Origin of the sequence: Yaniella sp. (assembly GCF_030453185.1) — a bacterium.
Taxonomy (GTDB): domain Bacteria; phylum Actinomycetota; class Actinomycetes; order Actinomycetales; family Micrococcaceae; genus Yaniella.
Map to the genome: position 1 here is coordinate 1 of NZ_JAKDKW010000102.1, position 6,531 is coordinate 6,531.

General features: G+C 56.9%; 6 protein-coding genes. All 6 read right to left on the minus strand.

The features are described from left to right. On the minus strand, nt 1-320 hold a 320-nt coding region (locus L0H14_RS11355; RefSeq protein WP_301421872.1), incomplete at its 3' end, for an FAD-binding oxidoreductase. A 13-nt stretch (nt 321-333) separates the two neighbouring features. Then, a complete protein-coding gene (locus L0H14_RS11360; RefSeq protein ID WP_301421873.1) occupies nt 334-1,482 on the minus strand; it encodes a Glu/Leu/Phe/Val dehydrogenase in 1,149 nt (382 codons plus the stop codon). A 49-nt stretch (nt 1,483-1,531) separates the two neighbouring features. Continuing rightward, nucleotides 1,532-3,058 carry an aldehyde dehydrogenase family protein gene (locus tag L0H14_RS11365; RefSeq protein WP_301419947.1) on the minus strand — a complete coding sequence of 509 codons (1,527 nt, stop codon included), beginning with the start codon at nt 3,056-3,058 and terminating at the stop codon, nt 1,532-1,534. Nucleotides 3,059-3,084: 26 nt separating this feature from the next. Next, entirely contained in the window at nt 3,085-4,506 is a 1,422-nt protein-coding gene (locus L0H14_RS11370) for a VOC family protein (protein WP_301421874.1), read from the minus strand. A 38-nt stretch (nt 4,507-4,544) separates the two neighbouring features. Then, nucleotides 4,545-5,741: an FAD-binding oxidoreductase gene (locus tag L0H14_RS11375; RefSeq protein WP_301421875.1), complete on the minus strand. Its 1,197-nt coding sequence runs from the start codon at nt 5,739-5,741 to the stop codon at nt 4,545-4,547. Nucleotides 5,742-5,850: 109 nt separating this feature from the next. Continuing rightward, the coding region (locus L0H14_RS11380; RefSeq protein ID WP_301421876.1) for a GntR family transcriptional regulator at nt 5,851-6,531 on the minus strand (681 nt) is incomplete at its 5' end.

Consider the following 6,531-nt stretch of genomic DNA (forward strand, 5'->3'; position numbering starts at 1 on the left):
TCAATGTGGAGCACCTGATTCATATACCGCGAGAAGTCCAACACCAATCCCGGGCCCACCGCATTGCCCGCACACGAGGTACCGCCACCACGTGCCGTGACCGACAGCGAATAGTCGCGGGCAATATCGACGGCGGCCACCACATCACCTGCGTGACGGGGTAAGACCACGATGTCGGGGACGACCCGGTAGTTTGAAGCATCGGTGGAATAGATGGACCGAGTCAAAGACATCGCGTCCACATCGCCGTCGAGCACCTCATCCAGCCGGGAAGTAATGTGCTGGAGCCGGTCTACGATGGTTGGTGCCAGATCGGTCATCTGAAATGGTTCCTTATAAAGCGCTTGGTTGCAGGGCCCGGCGACCACGAAGATCCATGGCGGCACGAACCCGTTCTTGGGCTAATCTACGAGCAGCTTCGTGCGTGGTCTGGCCGTGACGTTTCGCTTCCTCGAGCGTGGTGACGGCGTTGGCGCGTAACTTGGTGGAAACGGTCTCCAGAATGATCGCTGGATCGACCCGAAACGGGGAGAACCGCGATTCCATAGCAAATGCCGCACTGACCACACCACCGGCATTGGCAATGAAATCCGGCACGACGGTGACACCGTTTTCGCGCAGCGCTGTTTGAGCGGCCTCATTGGTTGGGAGGTTCGCGGCTTCGACTACGAGTTTGGCTTTGATGTCGCCGACGTTGTGCTCGGTGAGCACGTTTTGCAGCGCAGCCGGCACCAGGATGTCAGCCTGGGCAAAGAGTTCTTGGCCGGGTTCGATGGCCAGTTTCGGATGGTTATAGACGAAGTCGTCACCCAGCTCGGCACGTTCTTGCAGCAGGGCGGGAATATCCAGTCCGTCAGGGTTCGCCAAGGCACCTTTGACCGAGGACACGGCTGTGACCCGATAGCCCAGTTCGTGGAGCCGTTTGGCAACGGAGTGCCCAACGGCGCCGAAGCCTTGGACGGCAACGCTGGAACCCTGCAAATTTTGCTGGCCAGCAATTTCGTCCACGACTTCGGCGACCCCGTGACCAGTAATACCAAGCTGGTCATAGGGAATCCCGCCGAGTTCGTATGGTGTGCCGACGGCAGAGCCGCGGCCCAATTCGTCGTTGATGATTGCAGCATCGTATTCGGTAAGCCCCATATCCAACCCGAAGACGTATTCTTCGGGGACCTCATTGCGAAGTTTGCGCACAAACGACCGCAGTACACGTTCCTTATCGACAGAGCTCGGGTCGAAACGGATACCGGCCTTGGCACCGCCGTAGAACAAATCCACGGCCGCCCATTTCCAGGTCATCACGCGTGCTAGGCGGGCGATCTCGGGGACATCCACCGTCGGAGTCATCCGGGTGCCACCCTTGCCAATGCCACGGGCCGTGTTGTCGATGACCAGCACACCCTGCATACCGATGTCCGGGTCACTGACAACCAAGATCTTTTCTGGTCCCCACTCGTCGAGAAGATTGAAATAGTCGCTCACAAAATACTCCGATGCTGTCATTCAAGAACGGGTCGTTGTTGGCCGGAACTTAGATGAATTCCACGCCTTGGGCCAGTGGCAATTCACCGGAGAAGTTCACTGTGTTTGTTGCACGGCGCATGTACACCTTCCACGCATCTGAGCCCGATTCGCGCCCGCCGCCGGTTTCTTTCTCTCCGCCGAAGGCGCCACCAATTTCGGCACCGGAGGTCCCGATGTTGACGTTGGCGATGCCGCAGTCAGAGCCTCGGGCTGATAAGAAGATTTCGGATTCGGTCTGATCGGAGGTGAAGATCGACGACGACAGACCCTGGGGCACTCCGTTGTGGAGCTCTAGCGCTTCGTCGAAATCAGAGTAGGTCAGCACATACAGGATCGGTGCAAACGTTTCGTCTTTGACTACGTCAGTCTGGGCTGGCATCCGCACGATGGCAGGCTCAACATAGTAGGCATCCGGGTATTGTTCAGCCAGGACGCGTTTTCCGCCCACGAGGACTTCGCCGCCTTCGTCTTTGGCCTGCGCCAGTGCTGACTGCATGCCATCGTAGGACTGCCGATTGACTAATGGACCAACCAGATTGCCATCTTCAGTTGGGTCGCCGATGGTCAGTGTCTTATAGGCACGAACCAGTTTGTCGACCAATTCATCGGCCACCGATTCATGCACGATCAAACGGCGCATGGTGGTGCAACGCTGACCCGCGGTACCGGCGGCGGCAAACGCAATGCCACGTAAGGCAAGATCTAGATCGGCTGACGGGGTGACAACGGCTGCGTTGTTTCCGCCCAGTTCCAGCAGGTAGCGGCCGAACCGCGAAGCGATAACCGGTGCGATTTGCTTACCCATCCGGGTGGAGCCGGTTGCCGACACGAGCTCGACGCGTGGGTCTTCCAGGATTGGTCGGGCAGCGTCGGGATCGGCGAGTACAACGTGGTGGATACCGGCTGGTGCGCCAGAGTCAGCAACCGCACGGGCTAACAGAGCATCAGTGGCTAGGGCACATAGTGAGCCGATGGCTGATGGCTTCCAGACGATTGAGTCGCCGGCAACCAGAGCCAACGCGGTGTTCCAGGCGTAGGGTGCAACCGGGAAGTTGAACGCCGTGATGACTCCGACCACACCCAGGGGATGCCAGGTCTCCATGAGTCGGTGACCGGGACGTTCGGACGGCATAGTTTGTCCGTAGAGCATGCGTGACTGACCAACAGCAAAGTCACAGATGTCGATCATTTCTTGGACTTCGCCCTCGGCCTCTGATGGAATCTTGCCGACTTCGGCGGTGACCAGGGCGGCCAGGTCTTGTTTGTGCTCGGTGAGGAGTTCCGCCCAGCGTTTCACAACCTGTCCGCGTACCGGTGCGGGAGTTTCGCGCCAGGTCTTGAAGGCTTCGTAGGCTTCATCGATGGCTTGAACTACGGCGTCTTGGTTGTCATTTTTGATGTTGATCAGGTGTTCACCAGTATTTGGCGAGTACACTTCGCGTGGGCCAGTCAGTAGCCGTTCATCCACGCCGCAGGCGATGAGCGCCTCGCGTGTAGTGGTGGCCAAAGTGGATTCAGGGGCTTGAGTGGTCATGAAAAGTCCTTATCGTTGGTGTTTGGTTAGGCGGTCAGGTTCGCGGTAATGGAGTCGATGACCCGGTCTAGCTGTGCTGAAACAACGGCCAGTGACTCGTCTTGTTGCTTGCGGTAGAGGTCATGCGGGTCAGCCACTGGACGGCCAACAATCTCAGACATGACGTCGATGTCGTAGTCGGTGCCCTGCAGCGCATCGTCCCGGGAACCTTCGCTGGTCAGGTTGGACTGGAAAATGCCCGCTGCTGAGCGCGGCAGGAAATCTTCATACACGATCGGTTCGGCAATCACGATACCGTCGTCGATCAAAGACACCAGGGTGACATGTTCCGGCAACTGGGTCAGGGTTTCGCTGGATACATCATCGGCCACCCGGTAGGTGAAGAATGCAAGGTCTTCGCGAGCCAGCCCGTGTTCGGTATCCGGGAGGTTTTCGGCCCACACTTGGCGGGCCACATCGGTGCGAATGCCACCGTGTTCTTTGAGGCGACGATCGGTTTCGGCCAGCATCTGATCGTAGAGTTCACGGCCTTTGGGGGTCAGCGCGATACCGCGCTGTTCGACTTCACCGAAGCGAACCCGAAGCTCTCCAGGACCAATGGTGCCGTCTTCGAATTTGAAGATGCGTTCTTCGTTGAGGGCACGGAATGATGTTTGGCGTAGTAGGACGTCAGGGCCATCCCAGGCCGGAGGGCCCTGGACCTCGTCGATCATGGTGATGCCGAGTGCTTCCATGCGCTCGTAGAGGTCATCAATGTCTAACACACGAGGGGTGAGGTGGTTGATATGCGTGCTGGTCACGCCACCGATATCTGCGGCGACTGCCGAGACGTCTTCTAATTCCTTGTACCAGGCATGATCCACTGGGTCGTCGGAGAGTTTGAACGATCCGGTGGCTAACTCGAGCAACTGGACAGCTTCTGGGTCTTCCAGACCGCCTTGTTCAGCGGCCTTATCGGACAGAACAAGAAGTTCGGCAGGGAATAATTCACGGGCGTTGATGAAGTCTTGGAGACGACGCTGTTGATCGGGGCTGAAGAAGCGTGGATCGTCGGAGGCAAGCATCGAAGTGAAAACCCGGAAAGGGTTCTTCGCGAGTTCATCAGCGTCAATTGGGCGGAATGCCGTAGACACCACTGGGACCGAGGATGCTGAAGCATCCCGCAGATCGTAGAAACCCACCGGGTACATGCCAAAAGCCGCATAGACTCGTGCAACTTGCGACATTTCTTGCGGCGAACCGACACGAATTGCTCCGTGGCGTTCTGCGGTAACACGCTGGATGCTGCCCAATCGTTCGGCATCAGCACCAATACGTTCCATATAGTCACGGTTCACGTCCGTTGAGACGTCTACCAGGGTGTTATATGCGGGAACTTCTTGGCCATACATATCGGAGAGCTCGATGGCGAATGCTGCGCGTAATTGCCACAGTTCTTGGAATGCCATGGGGTACCTTTCGGTTGAATTGTTATGGCGGTGGGAGACTAAATGATGTGGAGTTCTTTGGCTGCGCTTGCGTTTGCAGTACTGGAAAAACGGCTAGCTGAAAACGGTGTTGGATCCATGAATGATTCACGGCCGAGATACATGTCGGCTACCAGTTCACCAACGGCCGGGGACTGGAGAAAGCCGTGCCCGGAGAATCCAGTCGCATAAAAAAGGTTCGAGATTTGATCTGACCGGCCGATGATGGCGTTGTGGTCCGGTGTGTTCTCGTAGAGGCCGGCCCAGCCGCTCACAATTTCTTGATGTTGCAGTTCGGGCGCAACCATGCCGGCAGCCGCGTTGAGTTCGTTGGTCCAGTCGTAGCTGAATTCGCGACAGAACCCTGGTTCCTGGTCATGCGAGATGCCCAGCAGAAGGCCGTTGGCCGAATTGTGGAAATAGAAGGTCGTCCCGAGATCCAGAGTAAACGGAACGGTGGGGTGGGGCTTAGCTCGCTGAGGGGTGAAGCCAACTAAGCGACGTACGGGCTCTACGGGCAGATCGACACCAAAGATTTGCCCGACGCGTTTGCTCCAGGCACCGGTTGCACAAATCGCAGTTTGAGTGCGGATGGTCCCCCGGTTGGTTTCAATTGCTTCGACACCATCAGGTCCAACTTCAGCATTGAGGGCTTCGGTGTTGTTAAGGAACGTCACGCCGAGCTGTTGGGCGGCTTTGACGAATCCTTCAACCACACGAGCAGGACGGGCATACCCATCCTCCGGGGAGAACGCACCGGACACGAGTGCCGAGGCGTCGAGATATGGGTTGAGCTGGGCACACTCTGCTGGAGATATGTTGCGGCTCTCAATACCCATGTCGTTCTGGACTTTGGTAGCAGAACTGAGCCCAGCTGCTTCCTCTTCAGTGCGGGCGAGGAAGAGGTAGCCAACACTTCGGAGGCCAATGTCTGTGCCAAATTGATGTTTGAAATTGCGAAAGGTCTCGAGCGAACGTTTACCCAGCATGATGTTCGCTGGGTCAGAAAAATTGGCCCGGACTCCGCCCAAGGGTTTTGCGGAGGAGCCACTGCCGAACTCGCCCCGTTCGATGACCACAATATTTTTGACGCCCTTGCTGGCCAAGGCCCATGCGATGCTTACACCGATGGCTCCGCCACCGAGGATCACAACCTCGGCTTGCTGCGGTTGTGACGTGGCAGAAGTGAGTCTCACTTCGACGGCATTTTCGACCATAAGGACTCTCCTCGTTATAACGCTCACCGAAATTACTGCTTATGTGTTATCGATAACCAATATAGGTGAGCGGCCAGAGAGTGTCAAGGGTCACATTAAAGTGGGGAGTTTAGCGTTGCTTTGGTCGGGCGTACTCGAGGTGTTTCACCATAAGAGCTGCCGCAAGTTCTGGCTCCCCGTTGATAATTGCTTGGGTGATTTGCTGGTGCTCTTCAGCACTGTGGGCTATGTGATCGCTGTCTTCTAGGAATGTGTAGTAGCCGTTGACTCGTGATAGGTCGCGCAGATTCTCTACAATTTTCTTCCAGCGCTTGTTCCCAAGCAGCCCCACGAGGGCGAGGTGGTATTGCTGGTCAGCCTCGAGGTAGTCAACAAGCGGGGCGTCGATGAGGTCAACAGTGTTCTGTGACATCGTTGAAATATACTCCGCCTGCTCAGGGGTTATTCCTCGATTGGCTATGCGGCGAAGGGCATCAACTTCGATGTGAAGACGGAGTTCATAAACCTCGCGCTTGTCTTCCTCGGTGAGTTCCACGACCCGGAAGCCGCGATTTCGCACAAGTTCTAGTAGCCCGCTATTGACCAGCGACATCATGGCTTCACGGACGGGACTGTTCGATACCTCGAGCTGGCTAGCGAGTTTATTCGCTGAGTACAGTTCTCCGGGGCGCATTTCGCCACTGACCAGCGCGCGGCGAATCAGTGCCTCGGTAGAGTCCTTGAGTGTGGCAGGGTGCGATAGGGTGCCTGACGGCAACTGTGGGACCCAGGGCCTGTTTTCTGAAGTCAT